A 21,152-nucleotide genomic window follows, 5' to 3' on the forward strand; every position below is an offset into this window, starting at 1 on the left:
ATAACAGGTCATACTCGATATTATATGTGCAATTCACATATTTGACCCATTACCAAAAATTTAAGAGTATAAATTTATGTTATTTCACTTGGGATAGTGTTTTAAACACATTCTAAGTAACACAATCGCATTCTGTTACTTACGCCATTAACCTGTTGATAAATTTGTCATTTTATGTAAACCTCTTTACCTCATGTAACAATGCGCATGACTAATAAAAATCAGTTACTTAAAGGGAGGGGGCTTCTTATCGTCGCAAAATATATCAGCGACTCAGTTGCTTGCTCGTAATCGAATGTCGGCTTTGCCAAAATATCTGGTCATTTAAAATATAATCGCGAGAGACTCCTTAGGGTCGCTATGGATAGCTATCCATAGTGAAGAGGGTTTTTAGTCTGGCGGTCGCGGTGATCTGAGCAGAATTAGCACGCAGACCTACCACCGCGACCGGTTGACTAAAAATCCAGTTGAACTGAACCGCCACACAGGCCTTGGTGCTATGGGAATTGGATTAGAACGGCATCATCGAAGCGATGATGCTGACAGAGAAAAAGCCATACAGCCAAAGCCGATGTGTCAATTTCCGACAGAATTTCCAGATGTCGAATGGCTGCAATGTACGATTTAGTGAGCAAACTAGACGTGACATGAGCTAATTACCACTGACTTTGCTCTCTCTGATCAATGGAAGTCCGTCGTTCCGCTTGGTTATTCCGGAAACGTACAGCAGCGATTTTAAGAGGGCGATCATGAGCACTCTTCCGGAGGGCCGCGTGGCAAGGTGCCAGGCAGGAAAGTTTCGATGCAAAGCATGCGACCCTGATTACACTTCGGGCAATCACGCAGCGATTTGCCGGTGAGTTGTTCGTAGCGGTCTCGATAGTCTAACGAGGCATCGGGGAGTTTGACAGCGGGAGCGGCGAGTAACTGACGACAGCGAGCCAGCTTAACCGCGCGATAGCGATTGGCAAGAAAGCCGTAATGCCGGATTCGCTGAAATCCGCTGGGTAGGACATGCAACAGGAAGCGGCGTATGAACTCATCGTCATCCAGACACATCACCTTCTGCCGCGAATCGTGGCGATAATCTTTCCAATGAAAGCGGATCTTGCCGTCGACGTAATCGATCAGACGATGATTGGCAATAGCCACCCGATGCGTATAGCGGCCCAGATACTGGAGGACATGCTGAGGGCCGCCAAACGGTGGCTTGGCGTAAACCACCCATTCGACCTTTCGTAGTGGAGCCAGATACTGGGCAAAGGCTTCGGGACTCTGAAGTGCTTCAAGTGCGTTAAAAAAGTGCAGCTGCCCGGCGTCAAAGACACCCTGCAACTGCTCCAGAAACAACCGGCGAAACAACCGCGACAATACGCGTACGGGCAAAAAGAAACCAGGGCGACAGGAGACCCAATGTTCGCCGTCGGCACTGATACCGCCGCCCGGTATCACGCAATGCACATGCGGGTGATGCTGCAAATTCTGACCCCAAGTATGCAGCAAGGCAATGAAGCCGATATCTGCACCCAGGTGCTTGGGAGTGGCGGCGATCATGTGCAAAGTATCGGCAGTAGCGTGAAACAAGATGTTATAGACCACGGATTTATTTTGGTACGCAAGGGCGGCGATTTCTTCGGGCAGCGTGAAGACAACGTGGAAGTACTCAACGGGGATGAGGTCGGCCTGGCGATCTTCCAGCCATTGCGCGCGTACCAGTGACTGGCATTTAGGACAGTGCCGATTCCGGCAACTGTTGTAGGCAATGCGCTGATGTCCACAGTGGTCACACTGTTCAACATGGCCGCCGAGAGCAGCTGTGCGGCAACGCTCGATCGCGCTCATCACACAGCGTTGCCCTCGACTGAGGGACTCAGCGTGTTGCTGTCGGTAGGCAGAACCAGCCTGGCGAAAAATATCCGCCACTTCAAGTCCGGAAGCACCCATCACTTAGCTCAGAAATGAGCGGGTGGCACCGGGTTGTGCCGCGGGACCTTTAACCTGAGGTAAGCAATCAAACGGACTGTTGGTAGCACAGACAGTACTGGTGGCGACCTTTAAGTAGCGCGAAGTGGTCGCCAGGCTGCGATGCCCCAGCAGAAGCTGAATCGTACGGATATCGGTTCCGGATTCCAGCAGGTGCGTGGCAAACGCGTGACGCAGCGAGTGCGGGGTAATGGGCTTGGGAATTCCAGAGGCCCGATGGGCTTTCTGGCAGGCCAATTCGACGGCACTCCGGGTAATGGGTTGGCCGATCAGGTCACCCGGAAAAAGCCATAACGTCGGGCGTAAGGTTTTCCAGTAGTCACGCAACACCTCTAGTAAGCGTGGCGAGAGCATAACGTAGCGATCCTTGCGTCCTTTACCTTGATCGACGCGCAGCATCATACGCTGACTGTCGATATCGGTCACCTTGAGATGGACCGCTTCGGAAATCCGCAAACCTGCGGCGTAAGCCGTCATGAGAATTGCGCGGTGCTTGACGCTGTCGACCAAGGAGAGGAAGTGCATGACTTCTTCGCGACTGAGAATCACGGGCAGTTTGAAGGGTCGTTTAGGCATCGGAATTTCATCGATGGCCCAGTCGCGTTTGAGCGTGACTTTGTACAGAAAGCGCAACGCGCCGGTGGCGACGCTGACACTGCTCGCTGAAAGCCTCCGGGTCTGCGTTAAATAGAGTTGATAGGCGCGAATCGCATCCAGACCCAGCTCGTCAGGCGAGTGGTGAAAGTATTCTGCGTAGGCGATAATCTGTTGCAGGTAGGCTGATTGGGTATTATCGGCGAGGTTGCGAATACGCATATCGTCGATCATGCGCTGACGCAACGGTGTGATGGTTCGAGTTGATATAGACATGCTGCTGCTCCTGTCTGGAAATAAGGCGGGCTGCCTTATCCCTTAACATAGGGAACAGTTTTACACTTTCAATTACGGGTAAGATTTGGGTCGTAGCACCACTACCGCTTGCGGTTTAGTTCAATGGCCGTTATGCAAAGCTTTGCATAACGGCCAATTTCTGCCTGACGGAACTCAAATTTCAATGGCAAATATCTAGCCTAAAGCAGTCATAAGGGGAAGTTAGTTCACGATGCACATCGTTGGCGAATTATGCGTTTCACTCTGTTCAGCACATCCTTTTGGCTCTAAGTGTTAAGTTTTGACGAGAACTAGAAAAATCTATTCATTTTTGAGTGACTAAATTCCCTTAAGGCGAAGCGGAATGTTTGCAAATCCAGTTGAAAATTTCGGTATGGCATAAATAAATGCTTCGTAGAATGAATATGTCAGTTAGAATACAAGCGAATAATATCTAGTGAAATGGAAACAATGGAGCAAATAGAATTAACTGGAGTTTTCACTGAAAAGCCTCAAAATTTTGCTTGGTTCCTTGGAGCTGGTGCATCTAGATCATGTGGCCTTCCTACAGCAACCGATATTATTTGGGACCTGAAGCGTCGCTACTACTGTAAGCATGAGAACGAAGAAATCTCGAGACAGGACGTTCAGATTGATGCCGTCAGAAACTGCATTCAAAGCTACATGCTCTCCAAGGGATTTCCTGAAGAATGGGCGCCTGACGAGTATACGACCTACTTTAAAAAAATATTTGGTGAGGATAAAGAGCGCCAGCGTAAATATCTCAGCAGCATTCTGTCGGAAGACAAGGCAAGTCTGTCGGTAGGAAACCGAGTGCTTGGAGCGTTTCTCTCTTCAGGATTAACTCGCGCAGTTTTTACTACAAACTTCGATAGCATCGTGGAAAAGGCTGTAGCTGAAGTCAGTGGCAATTCATTGTCTGCGTATCACATCGAAGGGTCGCGTTCTGCCACAAATGCCATTAACAATGATGAGTTTCCTCTTTATTGCAAGTTGCATGGCGATTTTCGCTATGACAGCTTGAAAAATCTCGAGATAGATTTAAGCAAACAGGATCCTGAGCTTGAAAAATGCGTGAAGGTAGCAAGTGGCCGGTTTGGTTTTATTGTAGCTGGCTATAGTGGCCGTGATGCCAGCGTCATGACTCTCTTCAAGGAAGCCCTGGAAGGGCAAAATGCATTTCCGCATGGACTTTACTGGACAGGTATTAAAGGCTTTGCTGTTCCTGAGGCTGTAACAGAGCTTTTAGAGCTTGCGTGTACTAAAGGCGTGAAAGCGCAGTACGTGGAAATTGAAACCTTCGACGCATTGATGCTTCGGTTGTGGCGCAACACACCAAACAAAAATCCAGATCTTGACCGGAAGGTCCGGAAATCGCAATTTGCAGGCGTATCTATTCCACTGCCGAATACAGGTAATAGCAAACCGATTTTAAGATTGAATGCGCTTCCGGTTGGAAGCATTCCCACCACCTGTCACTCCGTAATATGCTCAACTGCTAAACAATGGTTTGATATCAAGGAAGTGCAGCGAAATGCAAAAGGAAAACTGATATTGACCAAAAGTGACAAAGTGCTTTTTTGGGGTGATAAGGCAGAGATAAAAAAACACTTCACTGATATTCAAACCATAGAGTTATATGATTTTAACGACAAGCTTGCAAAACTTGATGACCATTTATATTTGAAAGGATTTATTGAAGAAGCGCTAGGCAAAGCGTTAGTACACGGCAAGGTTTTGGTGACAAGAACCGTTAACCATAAGTCTTATGTAATCGTAGATGCGCATGCCGAAGATAAAGCACCGCTACAAGCTTTGATAAATGCAGCTGAAGGAAAGGGATTTGGAAAAATACCTGGGCTTTTTGTACCTGCCGACGAGTTTCATTCCGAAGCAGAACAGGTTTATTGGGCAGAAAGTGCGCAAATATCGCTTGAAAAGAGAGATGGAAAATTTTGGCTTCTGGTTGAGCCGGACATATGGATATGGCCAAATCGAGCCAGACGTCTGGCCCGAGATTTTCTGGACAAGCGACGCTCTGATCGGTACAACAAAAAATACAATGCCCTTTTAGATGCATGGACTCATCTTATTCTCGGCACTGAAGTGCGAAACACTGAAATTACAGTATCCACATACTCATCTGGAACAAAGGCCGAAAATCCATCTTTTTCGATTGGAACAAGAACCGCATTTTCTCGCAAGGCATGATCATGAGCGCACCTCTAAGCGAATTATCGGGGTATACAGTATTACCAGAACCGGAATTGCTGTTCGCAGGAAACAAGACCCATAAGCATCCGTATTTTGGTTTGATACAGCACGGACCCTTCGGACTGAAATATGGCTTGCCAAGCACTTTACGTCTTGCCCTTGTAGAGCCACGTATTCACGCAGGAAAGCTGAAGTCGCTTGTAAAAGAACTGGAAGGTAAAGCCAAGCCTCTGGAAGCAAAAAATTATTATCCAGAGTACCCTGGTTTTTCCGGTTTATTTAGAATCTCAATTGCCGCCATCAACGATCGTCTCACGCTGACACTCCCAGACAGCCTGGAAAATCATGCAAAAAATGGGGACAAGCAGGAATTAGCTAAAGAACTTTTCCAGTGTCTTGCACAGCTCAAGCCAGTGCGCAGTGATTTCGATGTTGCACTTCTGTATCTACCAGAGCATTGGGCCGCATGCTTTGAAGGCGAAAACTTTGACTTTCATGATTTCCTGAAAGCATTTTGTGCACCGTCAAATATCCCAATCCAAATTATTCGCCAGTCAAGCCTTAATCGAAAATGCCGAGCCAATGTTTTGTGGGGTATGAGCGTTGCTTTGTACGCGAAGGCAAACGGGGTGCCCTGGAAACTTGCTGGACTTCGTCCAGATGAGGCTTATATAGGAATTAGCTATGCGATAAAAACGGACCAAGCCGGAAACGAATACTCGACTTGTTGCAGTCAAATTTTTGATCCCGACGGTACTGGATTTCAATTCGTTGCATATGACGCCAAGGAGTTCACCCAAGATGCCCGAAAAAACCCATATCTTTCCTACTACGAAATGCAATCAGTTCTCTCGAGAAGCCTGGAAATTTATCAGCGTAATTACTTTGGACGGGTACCAAAGAAAATCACAATTCACAAAAACACCGAATTTAAAGAAGAGGAAATTCTTGGTGCACTGGATAGCTTTCGAGATGGTACGGAGCTAGAGCTTGTACAAATTGTTAAAGGTTCAAACTGGCGAGGAATTCGGTTTGATAACAAATCGCCACCAGAAGCTTACAGTTATCCTGTTGCTCGAGGAACTTATATTCCATTGACGCAAAATGAAGCCCTTCTGTGGACACAAGGCAGCGTTCAAGGGGTTCATGTCGAAAATCCTTCATTCAATGTCTATAAAGAAGGTGCGCTTAAGCCTACACCATCGCCTGTTCTTGTTCGCCGTTTCACGGGAAATGGTGGATGGCATGAAACCTGTGCTGGGATATTGGGGCTAACAAAAATGGATTGGAACAATAATACCCTTTACAAAAAGCTTCCCGTTACTCTGGTCTATTCAAAAGCTTTTGCAGAGATCATTCAGCAAAATCCCAATATGATTGATTGTGTATATGACTTTCGAAGCTTCATATAGGGTGCACTGGTCTCAACTGATGCACTTCATCTCTTCGCTTGGCGGCCTTCTATCTGCGCGGTAAATGAACAAAAACAGTGTCAGGTTTTGCAATCAAGCTCTGTTGTTGCTTTGAACGACAGTTATGTATTCTACTACCGTCAATAGAGCCCATAATACTGGGTCTGCAAAGGGTTGGTATTTGCCCGTTCGCAAAAGCGGCGGTTACCGGAATTGTAGCCGCCACACCTTGGAGCAATGCGCTATATTTCGGTCTGCTCCGAAATTTCAAGAGCATCGTCGACTTCTATCCCAAGATACCTAACAGTGCTTTCGAGCTTCGTATGACCGAGCAGTAACTGAACAGCTCGTAAATTTTTTGTTCGACGGTATACCAAGGTCGCCTTTGTCCGGCGCATTGTATGAGTTCCGTAAGCAGCCGGATCAAGACCAATTGATGTAACCCAATACTCAACTATTCGAGCATATTGCCGAGTAGAAAGATGCGGCGAATCGTGAATTCGACTTGGAAAAAGGTACTCCTCGGATTTCAGTTGAGCTTGGCTAATCCAATTTGCCAAGGAGTCTCTGGTTTGTTCAGTTATCTCAAATTGAACCGGCCTATGCGTTTTTTGCTGCATGATGATTGTGCGCGAAGACACCCGACCACCTTGAGCAACATCGCAAACTCGGAGCTTGACCAAGTCACATCCCCGAAGCTTACTATCAATGGCAAGATTGAACAAAGCTAGTTCGCGAGTGTTTTTGGCCATCTGTAAACGAATACGTATGGCCCAGATCTCTTTCAATTTTAGTGGTGATTTCTGACCAATCAACTTGCCTTTATTCCATGGAACATTTTGCGCGATTTGATTTTCTTGGTTCATGACAGACTCCTAACAGTGGGTTGAGGAGATTTATTGTCACGCTACTTTCGCGAAAATTCTGGAACAGGAACGGGCGCTGACCGGCCAATAGCTGTCGATTATGATTGAAAATTGAATAGCCGCACCAATTCCAAAAGCAGTTATTCGTAACGTTGGAGATAAAAATTGAAACGTTGTCGGGACGGACTCTAAGGTTTACGTCGATCGTTTTGGATCATTTCTTCACAGGATGTCGGATTGTAAAGTTCAGGTCTATATTCAAACTTCTCTCCGATCAGGTACGGTTCTCGAAAAACTGGTTGTTACGCATCTAGCTTATCCTTCATAACTGACAGTGAATATGCTTTAAGGGTTAAGTTGAAGTAAAAGAGCTTATAATGTTAAAAAACAAATCAACTGATTTTTAAAACTTTCTACTTCTTCAACTTTCTTTGAATTAATAAAAGAAAATATCTCTAACTCAGATAAGTATCTTTTTTCTTTAATACTATTAAATAGTTCCTTCGGATTTTCTGGTGTTTTCATAAAGTCCATGTTTGATAGCTCGCCGTTTTTATAATGAAAAAACAGCTGTTTTTCTACGCTATCAAATGGAATAAAAAATACTTTATCATGGCTTTTTAATTCTTCAAACTTGTCACCATCAAGAACGCAAATCACATTATTGGAAGTGGAAAAAATCTTGTCATTATCGTTGCGCTTCATTAGATCAATAACATTGGAAGCGCCTCCAATATAAATAATCTTGTATTTAAAGAATATAGGTATATTGCTTTGAGCGATAAGATGTGTAAGGTAGTTTTCCAACATTTTATCTTCTGTCAAAATATACTTATCCCAGCCTGTAAAACAGAAAAGCTCACTTTTTATATAATTATAGGATACGTTTTTAAAAGAAATGGCAGCATCAGAACTCTCCATATAATAGAGTTCTGAGTCATCCAATGTTTTCATAAGAGCAAGGGAGTGAGTGGTAAAAATGATATTGACTTCATAGTTTGCACAAAATATGCGTAATTGCGCAATAAGGTTTACCTGTGCGGAAGCATCCAGAGAAATATCAATTTCATCAATAACAATTAGTTTGCATTTTCGCTGAATCATTTTATATAAATTAATAACAAAATGTTCGCCTGAGCTTAGGTAGTCTTCGCGGATATAAAAATTATCTTCCTGTAATATAAAGTAATATTTTGCTCCCTTTACCTTGATCTCTTTTAAGTTATTAAATCTATTTGACTGATAGATAGCCGAAAGTAGTGCTATTAATTCTTGTGGTGATTGATATTGTTGTAGTGATATATTGGTTCTAAATTCATCGGCTATTTCACCTAATCTTTGGAAATGACTGAATCGTTCTCCATGAGGAATAGGAAGTTCAACATGGATGCTTTCTTTTATCTTTTTATCAATAATAGCTTTAGTATCAATTACGTTTAGCTTTTGACTGTATTGAAAGTCATACTCTACTTGATCAATCGCATAAAGAATACGGCTATTTCTTTTAAAAATATTAGGAGAAGCTGTCTTAGTAAAAGTATCAGCAGATTTAAGGTTTTTAATTGCTCTAATTAAGGTGGTTTTTCCAACGCCATTCTTTCCAACGATGCACATCAGTTGATTTTTCGATAAATCTACACTAAAACTTAATTCTTTAATGTGTTGAATATTAAAAAGCTTGCAATTGAATTTCACAGCTATTTAATAGTTTGATTAAAAAATGTGTCAATAATAAAATTACCATATTTCCTGCGAAGCTTATATAGATAGGTATTGTCGATGCTATTAATGTAATTCAGCTGCCCTGAAATTGTACCTAATTCGCCATGATAATGATTTTTCAAATAGTCTGAAAACTTATCTTTATCATTGATATAGAAATGAAGCAATATTTCAAGTTGCTTTTTTACCTTCATATCCACAGTAATTTTTCCAGATGGTAAAATAACCATCCCAAGTAACTTTATTTTTTCTCCTTTATGGGTATGCTTTGTTTTCCGAGGATTAATAAAAACTCGACCATCATGAAATAAATTAAGATATACAGAAATTTTTTCTTCAGCATCTTTTAGATCATCTCTATTATTAGATGACAGAATAATATCATCAGAATAGCGAGTATAGATAATATTTTTACCTTGACAATAGCTATTAAATTCATTATCAAACGCATGTAAAAAAGTATTACTTATACTCGGCGACGTTGAAAACCCTATAGGTAGAATATTATCTATAGTTACTAAATTCAATAGGTTAGTTTTATACTTATCAATATCCGATATAGGTATAGTATATAGATTATTGGTAAGTATAAAATCAACGTCTTTAGTTGTAATGCTATTGAAAAAGTTACTAATGTCTGTTTGAAAAAAATACTTACTATGAGCATGTTTCTCAACAGCAGTATATGCATTCCTACCTTTTATGTAAGAATGAACAACATCAATATTTATTGCTGAATAATCAAAGACAAAGTTATTTAAAAAGCGTAGATATTTCTTTAAAATAACTGAAGGATTGAGAATTAATTTATTATTCTTGTAGAAACTTTTACATTCATTTTTAGCATCCAGATTCAAAAAATCATCAAAGTTGAATTTATGATGAAATGTAGAATCGAAGGCTTCTTTGAGAGTAATCGAAGGAGATATGTTTTTCAATTGAGTGACGCAAATTTTTGATGCTCATGGAAATTTCAACCTGCCCTAATCCTATAATTCAGAATCAGGGCAAGATAAATTATACCTAAACGGAGCTAGAGGCTAGCATGTTGACTGGAGATACTCCTAGTCACTAGCATATTTTGAGTCTATACCATTAAGTATCCAAAAACAACCAATTTTACCTCCATTTCTGCTGTTCCCTGAGCTTTAAAGGCTACATATGACCGCTTTTAGAAGTGTTCCTGCCGTTCAATCAACAATTTCAAACGTCAAGTTTGGGTCGAACTCGGTCCTTCGCGAATGATACAGCTCGGCCAACAGCCGACGATAGTAATTGCCAAAAGTAGAAGGCGGGGCAATTTCAAAAAGAGCACCATCGTAACGCGTCCGGCTAGCAGAGGTATTAGCTCTCTGATCCGACGTACTTATCGGGACTCTATAATCCACTCAAAGCCTGATTTTTATCTGCTGTAGAAGTTGAGGCGCTAAATACATACCGTATTGCCCGGTAAAAGTTGCTGCATCTTTTGCCAAGTTTGCTCCGCGCTCAGTAATTTCCGCTTTTCCAGTAAAAGCAACAAACCCACCGTACCAATCACATCAACGGCTAGATAATGCGCCTTGCGCCGAGCCAATAAATCATCCAGAACAACGTAATCAGCCTCTATTTCCTGCGCCACAATAATCCCTTCGTTCGCCTTGATGCAGCCGCCCTAAAGCCCCCTGCACATAAGCCGATCCGATGGCTGAAAGGGTAGCCGCCTTTATAAACGGGGGCGGCGTAACTTCGTGCAATTCGTTAACAACCGCCGTGGGGGTATAAATATCATTGCTAACGTCAGCCAACAGTTTAAGACTGTCTACCTTGCTTAAAAGATAATCGGGCTGGTATTAAGGACGATTTTCATGGTTTTTCATAGCTTTTCTACCGTGTGTACATCTTCTAAAACACATTCATCGGAGATGATATAGCCTTGATTAAAATGCTCCGTTAAGCGTGTTTTAAATCCGTCAAAATCCAAACCGGCCATGTGCGCGGCACTGGCAAAGCTTATTTTCCTGGCGTGATACAGGCTTGCCGCTAAAAAGAATTCCACCGCATGGCTACCCAGCGGTTGTAATATGTCATCGAATTCGGGTTGAAGTTGTATGTGCATTGTTTTTCCTTATGTGCAATATGCACATCATTGTCGTTTTTTAGATCGTCTCGGCACACGGCTACGCGACTCCTGCATCTATAGTAGGAATCCGGCAGCAGGATAAGATGCCGAGTTTTAATATGTGCTGAGTATAACTTATTTCATACCCGTACTTGGGCATTGGTTTTAAATCTGCCGCTATGAATTTCCATCATTTTTCATCGTGTACTTTATAGACGTTTACTTAAAAACCTGTTTGCTAATAACAAAGCCTCATCCGTATCACTCAGAATCGCGTAGTAATATGGCAATCATGAGTCCTAACACGCACCACAATGATTCACTACGCATTATTATGGTGCTCATTATCAGTTAAACAATACTTCCTTATTCCCGATCTCAACATCACACCGTTCTATTTATACTGCCTGTAATACCTCGGCAATTACTCTGCCTCCTGCATCCATACAGTCGTAGAGCGCTTACTTTTGGTGCTTTGCTTCCAATCTATGCACCCTAAATAACTCTGCATTACAACGGTGCATATATGGCATGCAACATGCTTTTACTAATCTAATCCTTATAACCGGAAATCAATCATGTCAGCTCAACACCTTAACCTTCTGTCCTTCTCGGGAAAAACCAAAATTCTCCACATGACCTGGATGGCTTTTTTCATCAGCTTTGTGGTCTGGTTTAACCATGCACCATTAATGATGGTGATTGCTAAAACATTGGGCATGAACAATTCGGAGATAAAAACCATCCTGATCTTGAATGTCGCCCTGACTATTCCGGCGCGGATCGTGATCGGCATCCTGGTCGATAAATTCGGCCCTAAACGCACTTATTCGACATTATTGGCAGCAGGCAGCATTCCCTGTTTTATGTTCGCGTTTGCAACCAGTTTCGAGCAACTGGCCCTGGCCCGTTTCTTATTGGGCTTTATAGGCGCGGGTTTTGTAATCGGCATACGGATGGTCGGCGAATGGTTTCCGGCCAAACAAGTGGGCATCGCCGAAGGTATTTACGGCGGCTGGGGAAATTTCGGTTCAGCAGCAGCGGCCGGAGCTTTACCCGCTCTGGCGCTGATCTATGGCGGCGATGAAGGCTGGCGTTATGCGATTGCTACAACAGGCGCTATTGCGCTGATTTATTCGGTCATTTATTTCTTCAGCGTGTCCGACACGCCTAAAGGTTCGACATACTTTAAACCTAAAAAAGCCGGGGCGATGGAAGTCACCAGCATCTGGGACTTGTTTTTCTATATCCTGATGAGCGTCCCTTTGTACGCCACCTTGAGCCTGTTAACCTGGAAATTATCGCCGACCGGCGCCAACCTGTTATCGAACGTCGCCGCTATCTGTATCTATACCGGCATTTGGGCTTTGTTTCTCTATAACGTGTATAAAATCATCCACGTCAATGAAGAGCATCTGCAACACCCGATTGATGAAATTCATAAATACAAGTTCAAGCAGGTTGCGATTCTGGATTTGGCGTATTTTATTACCTTCGGTTCGGAGTTAGCCGTGGTTTCAATGTTGCCATTGTTTTTCTTCGATACGTTCCATGAGTCGCATGGCATCACCATGGTCGAAGCGGGTTTGCTGGGCGGCAGTTTTGCGTTTATTAACCTGGTTGCGCGGCCTGCGGGCGGCTGGATTAGCGATAAATTCGGGCGCAAATTATCGTTAAGTATTTTTGTATTGGGTCTGTCGGCGGGCTATTTCTGCATGTCGATGATTACTTCGGAATGGCCTATCGCATTGGCGGTATTGATCACCATGGCGTGCTCTTGCTTTGTATCCGGCGGCTGCGGTGCGGTCTATGCGATAGTTCCGTTGATTAAACGGCGCATGACCGGGCAGATCGCAGGCATGGTCGGCGCTTACGGCAATGTCGGCGGCGTGTTGTTTTTGACTATATTATCGTTTGTTACACCGTCTGCATTTTTTATGATCATAGCGGCGGTGGCGTTATCGGTATTGATTGCCGTGCAGTTTATCGATGAGCCTAAAGGACATATGGCTGAAGTTCAGGAAGACGGGACTGTGGAAATGATTGAGTTGAATTGAATCGAATGAAATATTTAATTTATAAATAATTCACCACGAAGGCACGAACGACTGCATGGACGCAGGAGGTAGAGCAACGCATGGAGCAGTTGCCGAGAACACGAAGTTTTTATCTTGATTTTCTTCGTGAACTTCGTGCCTTCGTGGTGACATGCCTTTTAGCTATTCATAGATATAGCCCATGCCCATGCCCAAGCCCACACTCAAAGTCAGCATCGGTTATGCCAGCGATAAAGGCATCAAGCCTGACAACGAAGACTTTTTCGGCTCATCAATACCGGAAGGCCCGCAACTGACCCACAAAGGCATTGCCGTTGCGATTGCCGACGGCATGAGCGGAAGCGATGCCGGGAAACAGGCCAGCCACTGTTGTGTAATCAGCTTTTTAAGCGATTATTACAGCACCCCCGACTCCTGGTCGGTCAAACATGCCGGGCAAAAAATTCTTTCCGCGACCAATTCCTGGTTATACAGCCAGGGCCAAAGCCGCTATGAATCCACCAAGGGCATGGTCAGCACGCTAAGCATTATCGTGCTGAAATCGACCACCGCGCATATTTTCCATATCGGCGATTCACGCATTTATCGGTTACGGCAAGGCAATTTCGAGCAGATAACCCGCGATCACCGCATCTGGGTCAAAGAAAAAAATTATCTTAACCGGGCGATGGGCATAGAACCGCACCTGGAAGTCGATTACCGCTCGCTTTCTTTAGAGACAGGCGACCTGTTTTTAATGACGACCGACGGGATACACGACTTTGTCGATGAAAAAAACCTAAAAAAACTTGTTCAGGATGGAGCTGACTTAACCCGACTTGCCGAAAAAATTATGCAGCAGGCCGCAGCCAATCACAGTGACGACAACCTGACCTGCCAACTGGTCAGGGTCGATGAATTGCCCGAAGCCAAGGAAGACGAGATTATTCGCCGTCACACCAACCTGCCCTTCCCGCCCTCTTTGGAGCCGGGCATGATCATCGACGGCTACCGGATTGAAGCGGAATTGCATGCCAGCAAGCGCACCCAGATTTACCGTGCCTTCGATACTAAAACCGATACACAGGTTATCTTGAAAACGCCGTCCATTCTTTATGATGATGATGCCCATTACATAGAACATTTTCTGCATGAAGAATGGGCCGGGAAACGAATTAATCACGAAAATGTGCTGAAAATCCTCAGCACTAACCGGGAAAAAAGCTGTCTTTATTACGTCACCGAATTTCTTGAAGGACCGACTCTGAGGCAATGGATAAGCGCCAATCCCAAGCCTGACATTAAGGCCGCCAGAAAAATAGTCGAACAGATTGCCAAGGGCTTGCGGGCTTTTCATCGCATGGAAATGCTGCACCAGGATTTGAAACCTGAAAACATCATGTTCGATAAAAACGGCAGCGTTAAAATCATCGATTTCGGCTCGGTCAAGATCGCCGGTATCGCGGAAATTACGCCGCTGGAACACAGCGGCGCCGACAACATACTCGGCACCTTGAATTACACCGCTCCGGAATATCATCTGGGACATCCCGGCACGGTAAAATCCGACCTGTTTTCGCTGGGCGTGATTACTTATGAAATGCTGAACAACGCCTTGCCTTTCGGCCAGGATATGCCGGAAAAACCCAACTCAATGAACCTGGCGAAACTCCATTATGTACCCAGTTTTCATCACAACGCGATGGTCCCGATCTGGATCGACGGCGCATTGAAAAAAGCCACCGCAATAACCCCGCAATTTCGCTATGACGATTTATCGGAGTTCCTCTACGACCTGTCCACACCCAACCGCAAGTTTTTAAGCGCTGAAGAAGCCATCCCTTTAATACAGCGCAACCCGTTATTATTCTGGAAAGTCTTGTCGATCATCCTGCTGATCACCAATTTGGTTTTGATGTATTTTTTGGTGGATGGGAAAAACTAACCATTGATGGGGTAATAATTAAGTAGGCCGTGCCATGCGTGCCTCAGTTTCCTCAAAGGCGCGCACGGCACGCCCTACGGGGAAAAATCAATCTGGTCTTTTTTCGTGCTTTTCGTGGCTTTCGTGGACAATACACAGCCTCAGCCAGTCAATATGCATCGCCTGAAATTTAAACCAAATGTCAGACCTTGCTCTATACTCCAGACCGCCGATTCAATATCCAACTCAAATGGTGCAACCCCGTGAACCAAAGCCACTATGCCTTAGATGCCGATAATCGCTTCGTCATCGATCAGTACAACGACCTTGCCCCTTTCGCCAGTTTTTTGCCCGGCATCGCCGGTACGATGGGTCGTCCGGCCTGGGTGTTTTACGTCAACCGGGGCCAAGCCATCGCCAGTTTTGGCGTGCGTAACAAAGACGGGGCCTTTCTGGAGTTTTTCCCTGCCGACAAAGCTTATCAACTGACGCCGTCCCGAGGTTTCCGGACGTTCCTGAAGATTGCCGATGGCGATCAAATCCTGACTCATGAGCCTTTCCAGCGCGGGGCGGGGCCGGAGGTCAAGCAGCGCCTTTACGTTACGCCTCATGAGGTCGGCGTCGAAGAGATCAATCCTCAGTTGGGATTCCGCATCCGGGCCGATATGTTCACCTTGCCGGAAGCGCCCGTGGCCGGATTGCTGCGCCGGGTCGAGATCGTCAATACATCCGGGCAGACTAAAAAGATAGAGATCGTCGACGGTTTGCCGCAAGTGCTTCCGTTCGGCATGAACCAATGGATACTCAAGTTCATGAGCCGAACATCTGAAGCCTTCATGCGTGTCGAGGGCGTCGAGGAAAATCTACCGTTTTACCGGCTGAAAGTATGGCCTACCGACTCCCCGCAAGTGGAGCCGGTAATCGCCTGCAATTTTTTCGCCGGTTTTTTGAACGGCGGACGCACCAGCGTGGTCGTCGATGCAGAAAGGGTTTTCGGTTTGGCCGGGGATTTTTCCAGGCCGGAACGGTTCTTTGCCAACGATAAGCTCGATTTCGCTAACCAAGTAGCGGGCAACCAAACGCCGTCGGCGTTCCAGGCGTTGACCGTCGAACTCCAACCGGGACAAAGCCAAGTCTTTTACGGTTTTTACGGCCATGCAGAATCGCAAACAGTGTTTGAGCAATTCATCGCAGAAGCTGACAAAGAAAACTACTTCGAGGCCAAACGGGAAGTAAACCGCCAATTGGTCGAAGGTATCACGCAACGGATCTTTACCGCGACGGCCAAGCCGCTGTTCGATGCCCATGCCCGGCAATGTTATCTGGACAACGGTTTGCGCGGCGGTTTTCCGACGAAAGTGCCGGGGGGTGCGCAATTGTATTTGTTCGGCCGCAAGCACGGCGATCTGGAACGGGATTACAACGATTTTCTGTTGCAGGATACGCCGTTTTCCGAAGGCAACGGCGATTTCCGCGACGTCCTGCAAAACCGCCGGATGGACGTGTTTTTCGATCCTGCGCTGGATGACAAAAACATCCGCTATTTCTTTAACCTGATTCAGACGGACGGCTACAATCCCTGTTCGTTGCGGAACTCGCGTTTTGTCGTGGACGCACCGCTAGCCCTTGCGCATCATTTCACTCAGTTTGCCGACCTCGAACAACTGCTGTCCCGCGAATTTAAATACGCGGAATTATGGCAGGTGCTTCAAGGCGCGGAAAACCCGGAGCCGATCATCAAAGAAATTCTGGCGCAGGCACAGGAAGTCGAGGATGCCGAATTCGACCGCGGCTATTGGTCGGACCATTGGACTTATTTGGTGGACTTGCTGATTAGCTACCAAGCAATTTTCCCGGACCGACTGCCCGGTTTATTACTGGAAAAGACCTACACTTTTTTCGATTCCACTCACTTTGTCGTCCCGCGCTCCCAAAAATACGTGGTGACGCCCAACGGCGTTCGCCAATTCGGCGCGGTGCAGGGCAATCCCGAGAAAGAATCCCTAATCAATTCCCGCACCCGGCGACGTCACCAAGCCCGCGCGCAAGGCGGCCACGGCGAGATCGTTTACACCACGCTACTCGGAAAAATCCTGACCCTGGTCGCCAACAAGCTGTCCACGCTGGACCCGTTCGGCGTAGGCATAGAAATGGAGGCGGACCGCCCAGGCTGGTGCGATGCGTTGAACGGCCTGCCCGGCATTTTCGGATCTTCGATCAATGAAACCATTGAGCTCAAGCGTTTGGTGGACTTTACCGCAAAAGCCCTGGCCGATGTCGATGGCTCATTTTCCCTACCAATGGAGTTGGCGTACTTTATATCCGGATTGGAGGCGCTGTTAAATCGCCCCAACCTGACGCCCGAGTTATTCTGGCGGGAAAGCGGAGCCCAAAAGGAAGCCTATCGGGGAAAAGTATTCATGGGCTTTGAAGGTGCCGAACGCGTTCTTTCTGTTGCAGCGGTACAAAGCTTCCTGAACACGGTTTCAAGCTATCTGGATGCGGCAATCGACAAAGCCCGAACACCGGAAGGCATCGTTACCTATTTTTCCTATGAAGCCGAGCAATACAAGGAAATCGAGGGCGGCAAGGCGGCTGTGGCCCGCTTCAAGCAAAAACCGGTACCGCCGTTTCTGGAAGGCTTTGTCCATGCCCTGCGCATCGCCGAACCGGAGGAAGTCCGGCGCTTATACAATGCGGCGCATAACTCCGAACTGTTCGACAATAAGCTGGGCATGTACCGCGTCAATGAACCGCTCGGGGAGAATGCGCTGGACTTGGGACGGATTGGAGTTTTCAACTACGGCTGGCTGGAGAACGGCTCTATCTTCCTGCACATGCATTACAAGTTCGTGCTGGAAATGGTCCGGGCCGGGTTAGTCGAAGAGTTTTACGGCCAAATCGAACAGCTGCTGGTAGCTTTTCGAGATCCGATGGAATACGGACGCAACCCGGTCGAAAACTCCAGCTTCCTGGTCAGCAGCGGTTTCGCTATCGATCCTCGGCAACACGGACGGGGTTGCGTAGCCCGTCTTTCGGGTTCCACGGTAGAATTTTTGCATCTTTGGACATATCTTTTTTTGGGGCCTGCTCCGTTTGTATTCGAGGAAGGAAAGTTGCTGTTCAGGCCCGCGCCGGTGTTGTCGAAGACATTTTTCTCGACGAACGAGCAATGTGTTAATCTGTTCGATTTTGAAGAAACATTGCCGACGGATAGTGCGGCTTGCGCATTATTGGGGGCAACCTTGCTGGTCTACATCAACCCCGAACGCCAGGATACTTTCGGCAATGACGCGGTAAAGCCCTGCCGCTATCTGTTACATGGGCGGGATGGCAATATGCAAATCATGGAAGGTCAGCAGCTGGAGGGCCAAGCCGCTGAAGCGCTTCGCCAAGGCCAATTCCGGCGGGTGGATGTGATGCTTGCGTGATCTAGGTTTATAAGTTAGCCTCTTCCGATGGGAAAATACGATAAATTAATCGATAAAATCCTTCGTGGGTCTTCAGATGCGAATATTCCGTTCGATGATCTTCGAGGCTTATTAATTCGTTTAGGCTTCGATGAACGAATACGCGGAAGCCATCATGTTTATCGTAAAGAAGGCATCGAAGAGAAATTAAATCTTCAGCAGGATGACAGTAAAGCTAAGCCGTATCAGGTTCGGCAAGTCCGATTCATAATCATCAAATACCATTTAGCGGATGAAATATGACATACAAATATGAAACCATTTTATATTGGAGCAAGGAAGATAACGCTTTTATCGCCGAAGTCCCGGAACTTCCCGGCTGCATGGCGCATGGCAACTCCCAGGAAGAAGCGCTGGCGAATGCACATGAGGCTATTGGACTTTGGCTGGATACGGCTAAAGAGTTTGGCGACCCAATTCCTGAACCTAAGGGGCGTCGGCTTATGTATGCTTAGAATAATTGGTTCAGGATCATGTTGCATAAATATCTGATTATGCCCGACATCAGTACACTTAATAATATTGGGCAACGATAAAACTGTTGCCCAACCGAACTCTTCGCAAGAGATAAATAGAACTACAAACTTAATAATTTTAACTATCGAGGTAATTATGGCTAGCAAATCTGGCGCTACTACATTTCCATCATCAATGACTATCACTGCTAGCACCGGGAATAATGCTTCCTATGTGGGTAATGATAATGTAGATACGATATCTTACGGAAATGTTACCCCTGGTAATGCCACTATCGCTCATAGTGGTGATCACTGGAATATAAGCTATACCACCACTGTGAGTGGAAGTAAGAGCGGAAGTAGCACGTCAGGGTCTGATACACTTACAGCCATTGAGCGTATCAGCTTTTCAGATGGAACTCACGTGGCGCTGGATCTTGGTTTAAATGAAGATGCCGGTGCAGCCCTGGCACTTTTATATGCAGGATTTGGAAAAATGCCAGATAGCGTGACTTTAGGTAAATGGATTTATCAAGCAGACCAACTTAGGGATAGTTCAACATTCGACAACTCAAAAATTACCACTCTTGCCGATGCTGTTCTCAAATATTATGTTCCTAATGGAGTAAGTAACGCGGATTTGGTGAATATTCTCTATACCAATGTAGTCGGCCATGCTCCCGATCAAGATTCTCTAAAGGCGTTTACGCAGTTAATCGACAATGGTACTTATACCCAAGCAAGCTTTATAGCCATGGCCGCTGAAACAAATACAAACACTGACCATCTTGTGAGTTTAACCGGACAAGGATTACAGTACACACAATATACCCCAGGCAAAGCGGGTTAAACCTGAAGCTTAGCCATGACAATACACGAAATGCAAACTGATTTTGAACAACTTGATGCGCAAAACTATTTTGCAAAAGGGTTTGTCATGGCTTTTGGACCGAAACCTCAGCGAAACCTTAACAAGGCTATTCGTTGTTTTGAGACGGCCCATCAATTGTTGCCAAACAACATTCAATATCTGAATACGCTATCTGAAGCTTATCTTCAGGCAAAACGTTCAGCTATGGCCTTAAACGCCGCCACGAAAGCAAATCAATTGGTATCAGAAGATTTTACTTCGGCCATTGCGCTGGGTCGTGCCGCATGGTTTTGTGGCGAGAAAGAGCTGTCACTGGATGCTTTTAGCCAAGCCTATCGGCTGGTTCCGTCTAATTTACCATCCCTCAAAGAGCGGCTACAGGCCATAACATTCAGTGCGGCATCTTTTTGGTTCGAGCCATGCCAAGGTAAGCGAGTCGCGCTAACCAGGCTGAAACCGATACATCGTGAATTTCTAGTGTCTTGTCGGGGCAATGCCAATTTTCAACATCATTACCATTTATTTCAGGACAACTCTACCGAGACGATAGATCGTGATTTACAGAAGGCTAATGCGGCCCCTACTGAAACAAAACAAATCTCTTGGGTTGTAGAAAGAGAAGGAGTTCCAATTGGTTTAGCGGAATTAGTTGATCTGAATTTAAACAATTCGAGAGCTGAAATTATTGTTGGTTTTCCAGAAGAACAGCCCTTTGGTATTAGTCTGGAAGCGACATTATTGGTCATGGAATTTGCATTTTCGAAAATAGGAATCCATAAGCTAATTAGCTATGTTTACGGGGACAATCCAAAAGGGCAACAAAATACAGTGCATCTTGGCTTTCAACAAGAAGGCTTATTAAGAGAACATGTCTTTGATTCTGCATCCGGAGAACGATTAGATCTTTATGTAAACGGATGCTTGTCTACGGATTTCTTTCAAAACAAAACAATTATGAAGCTTACAAATAGATTGCTGGACCGGGTTCCTGAAGCAAATAAAAATGACTTTATGAATAAAATGAATCATAGCGATATAAACAGTTTGATTATTGGTTTAGCAAATAGCCGGAATGAATACCGTAAGGCGGCGGATTCGCGTTAGAGACTGCGAAAGAGTAATGGGCCAAATATGTGATTTTCTTATATAATTAGGACTTTCGCTATCCTCCTGAATAAGCCTTAATTCTAGGGTCACGCAGTTC

At 45.4% G+C, this 21,152-nt stretch carries 16 protein-coding genes; 9 read left to right on the forward strand and 7 right to left on the reverse strand.

The annotated features are described in order from the left end of the window. Window positions 1-747: 747 nt before the first annotated feature. Window positions 748-1,944 (reverse strand): IS91 family transposase, encoded by a 1,197-nt coding sequence (locus tag V7051_RS22380; RefSeq protein ID WP_333878871.1) that lies wholly within the window; start codon window positions 1,942-1,944, stop codon window positions 748-750. Window positions 1,945-1,947: 3 nt separating this feature from the next. Then, a complete protein-coding gene (locus V7051_RS22385) occupies window positions 1,948-2,853 on the reverse strand; it encodes a tyrosine-type recombinase/integrase (protein ID WP_333878869.1) in 906 nt (301 codons plus the stop codon). 471 nt (window positions 2,854-3,324) lie between these two features. On the opposite strand from V7051_RS22385, the gene V7051_RS22390 reads away from it, so the two are divergent. Then, complete coding sequence (locus V7051_RS22390) at window positions 3,325-5,085, forward strand: SIR2 family protein (protein WP_333878867.1); 1,761 nt, start codon at window positions 3,325-3,327, stop codon at window positions 5,083-5,085. A 2-nt stretch (window positions 5,086-5,087) separates the two neighbouring features. Next, entirely contained in the window at window positions 5,088-6,500 is a 1,413-nt protein-coding gene (locus V7051_RS22395; RefSeq protein WP_333878865.1) for an argonaute/piwi family protein, read from the forward strand. Between the two features lie 242 nt (window positions 6,501-6,742). On the opposite strand, the gene V7051_RS22400 is transcribed toward V7051_RS22395, so the two are convergent. From V7051_RS22400 to V7051_RS22420, 5 genes are all read right to left on the reverse strand, one after another. Further along, window positions 6,743-7,366: a tyrosine-type recombinase/integrase gene (locus V7051_RS22400; RefSeq protein WP_333878863.1), complete on the reverse strand. Its 624-nt coding sequence runs from the start codon at window positions 7,364-7,366 to the stop codon at window positions 6,743-6,745. A gap of 372 nt (window positions 7,367-7,738) precedes the next feature. Continuing rightward, window positions 7,739-9,061 (reverse strand): AAA family ATPase, encoded by a 1,323-nt coding sequence (locus tag V7051_RS22405; RefSeq protein WP_333878861.1) that lies wholly within the window; start codon window positions 9,059-9,061, stop codon window positions 7,739-7,741. Window positions 9,062-9,063: 2 nt separating this feature from the next. Then, window positions 9,064-10,026 (reverse strand): reverse transcriptase domain-containing protein, encoded by a 963-nt coding sequence (locus V7051_RS22410; protein ID WP_333878859.1) that lies wholly within the window; start codon window positions 10,024-10,026, stop codon window positions 9,064-9,066. A 488-nt stretch (window positions 10,027-10,514) separates the two neighbouring features. After that, window positions 10,515-10,709: a hypothetical protein gene (locus V7051_RS22415; RefSeq protein ID WP_333878858.1), complete on the reverse strand. Its 195-nt coding sequence runs from the start codon at window positions 10,707-10,709 to the stop codon at window positions 10,515-10,517. 234 nt (window positions 10,710-10,943) lie between these two features. Continuing rightward, a complete protein-coding gene (locus tag V7051_RS22420; protein WP_333878857.1) occupies window positions 10,944-11,186 on the reverse strand; it encodes a hypothetical protein in 243 nt (80 codons plus the stop codon). 581 nt (window positions 11,187-11,767) lie between these two features. On the opposite strand from V7051_RS22420, the gene V7051_RS22425 reads away from it, so the two are divergent. The 7 genes from V7051_RS22425 (at window position 11,768) to V7051_RS22455 (ending at window position 21,052) form a co-directional block, all read left to right on the forward strand. Continuing rightward, a complete protein-coding gene (locus tag V7051_RS22425) occupies window positions 11,768-13,246 on the forward strand; it encodes a NarK family nitrate/nitrite MFS transporter (RefSeq protein WP_333878855.1) in 1,479 nt (492 codons plus the stop codon). A gap of 187 nt (window positions 13,247-13,433) precedes the next feature. Then, window positions 13,434-15,170 carry a bifunctional protein-serine/threonine kinase/phosphatase gene (locus V7051_RS22430; RefSeq protein WP_333878853.1) on the forward strand — a complete coding sequence of 579 codons (1,737 nt, stop codon included), beginning with the start codon at window positions 13,434-13,436 and terminating at the stop codon, window positions 15,168-15,170. A gap of 242 nt (window positions 15,171-15,412) precedes the next feature. Further along, window positions 15,413-18,580 (forward strand): hypothetical protein, encoded by a 3,168-nt coding sequence (locus V7051_RS22435; RefSeq protein WP_333878851.1) that lies wholly within the window; start codon window positions 15,413-15,415, stop codon window positions 18,578-18,580. 27 nt (window positions 18,581-18,607) lie between these two features. Next, window positions 18,608-18,862: a type II toxin-antitoxin system HicA family toxin gene (locus V7051_RS22440; RefSeq protein WP_333878849.1), complete on the forward strand. Its 255-nt coding sequence runs from the start codon at window positions 18,608-18,610 to the stop codon at window positions 18,860-18,862. Beyond that, window positions 18,859-19,074 carry a type II toxin-antitoxin system HicB family antitoxin gene (locus V7051_RS22445; RefSeq protein WP_333878847.1) on the forward strand — a complete coding sequence of 72 codons (216 nt, stop codon included), beginning with the start codon at window positions 18,859-18,861 and terminating at the stop codon, window positions 19,072-19,074. The genes V7051_RS22440 and V7051_RS22445 overlap by 4 nt, the downstream gene beginning before the upstream one ends. Window positions 19,075-19,231: 157 nt before the next feature. Further along, complete coding sequence (locus V7051_RS22450; protein WP_333878845.1) at window positions 19,232-19,927, forward strand: DUF4214 domain-containing protein; 696 nt, start codon at window positions 19,232-19,234, stop codon at window positions 19,925-19,927. Between the two features lie 15 nt (window positions 19,928-19,942). Further along, window positions 19,943-21,052, forward strand: a complete 1,110-nt coding sequence (locus V7051_RS22455; protein ID WP_333878843.1) for a GNAT family N-acetyltransferase — start codon at window positions 19,943-19,945, stop codon at window positions 21,050-21,052. The last annotated feature ends 100 nt before the right edge of the window (window positions 21,053-21,152 follow it).

Origin of the sequence: Methylobacter sp. (assembly GCF_036845245.1) — a bacterium.
Classification (GTDB): Bacteria; Pseudomonadota; Gammaproteobacteria; order Methylococcales; family Methylomonadaceae; genus Methylobacter_A.